Source organism: Psychrobacter sp. 1U2, assembly GCF_051847575.1.
Genome location: NZ_JBPYDC010000135.1, coordinates 1 through 1,675, shown reverse-complemented (window position 1 = coordinate 1,675; position 1,675 = coordinate 1). Strand labels below are relative to the sequence as shown.

Here is a 1,675-nt window from a genome sequence, read left to right as displayed (position 1 = left end):
AATGTTCATAACGGGAAAGTATATGAGCCCGTAATCGCAAATGCCAACGTTAATACCAATAAAGCACCTTCTATTAGTGTTCAGGTAGGGGTTGGACGTATCATAAGTAGTAATATTAAAGGTAATGCTAGCGCTACTGATACTATATTATCAGGTCAAGGGCATTCATATTCCATCGAAGTTGGTCCAGCGACTACTGCTATTGAAACCACTCACGATGGTAAAACTGTAGCAGGAAGTGGTGGTTTTGGTAAAAGTTGGACTGTTAAAGCTTCCAATGGCGGTTCTTCTGTTGGTGCTAGTAAAGGTTCTACAAATATGGAATTGGCAAAGGGTATGAAGTATAACGCTGCAAAAAATAGAATAGAATATACAGGAAAGTAATCAGTGAGAATAAGAGGTAAAGAATATAAGCTATCTGATATTTCACTTATTGCTTTCGTTGTTATTTTATTTGTATGGACTATAGACTCAGAGCCAGACAAAGAACTTGAAATATATCAACAAGAATTGACTGAAAAGGAAAGTTGGTTGATATCTGAACTGAATAATATCGCAGATTTTTTAAACTCTGATGAAAGTGATTATGACTATACCAACCGCGAAGTTTGGTTTTATTCTTGGTATTATGGCTATAGTTTTGATAAAGATAGACTATTGAGATTAGAGCATAATCTTCTCAAAAGAGGTTGGATAGATGTGACGGACAGTATTGGCAACGATAACCATATAGCTTTAACCGTAGGAAAATCTAAAGAAACAGCTAAAAATATGCGCATTTTATGTAATGACAAAGCAACTACTCTTCTATATATGACCGACATGCAAAAGGATGTCGAATATAGTTCTACTGGAGTTCGAACGTTAGTAGAACTACTATATGACTATAGTTTGCCTTGCTATGACCTAAATGAAGAAAAATATGATAGTCGTAGTGGTATAGAGTCGGATAATTGATATTATTTTCTAAAACTTAATAGTTATAAGAGTCAACGAAAGGAATTATAATGTATCAAAAAAAAATCTATACCTTAACCCAATCTATATTGCTAGCGACAATACTATCCAGTAGTTTAATGACTTCTGCTTGTTCAGCGGAGTCTTCAAATACACCTATATTATCTAATCAAAGCACCCCTGCTGAAATATACAAACTTGGGCTAGCCTATTACGAAGGTGACTCAGTCCCTGAAGATGATGACAAAGCTTTTGAATTATTTCAAAAAGCCGCTGATCAAGGCTATGCACCTGCTAAACATTATCTAGGTATTATGTATTATGAAGGTTTGGGCGTAGATCAAAATTATCAAAAAGCATTTGAATGGATTAAACAAGCCGCCAACCAAGGATATGCTAATGCACAATTTGATCTTGGCGTTATATATCATGAAGGTATTGCTGTTAAACAAGATGAGATAAAGAAACTTGAATGGTTTCAACAAGCCGCTAACCAAGGATATACTGATGCTCAATTCAATCTCGGGATTATGTATCATGAGAGTATTGGTATTGAGCAAGATTATCAAAAAGCAATGCAGTGGTATCTATTAGCAGCTAACAATGGATCTTTTGACGCTCAAAATAATATTGGTAATTTTTATGAAAACGGTTATGGTGTGACGCAAGACTATGACAAAGCTTTTGAGTGGTATACCAAAGCGGCTGACCAAGGGTT

The 1,675-nt window shown here is 35.3% G+C and carries 3 protein-coding genes; all 3 read left to right on the top strand.

Annotated features, from left to right (window positions below; translation table 11 throughout):
• A partial coding sequence (locus tag ACS8FD_RS13860; RefSeq protein ID WP_439276298.1) for a hypothetical protein occupies positions 1-384 on the top strand: 384 nt, incomplete at its 5' end.
• 3 nt (positions 385-387) lie between these two features.
• The gene (locus tag ACS8FD_RS13855; RefSeq protein WP_439262277.1) at positions 388-957 is read left to right on the top strand and encodes a hypothetical protein; all 570 of its coding nucleotides are present in this window, start codon (positions 388-390) and stop codon (positions 955-957) included.
• 50 nt (positions 958-1,007) lie between these two features.
• The coding region (locus tag ACS8FD_RS13850) for a tetratricopeptide repeat protein (RefSeq protein ID WP_439276297.1) at positions 1,008-1,675 on the top strand (668 nt) is incomplete at its 3' end.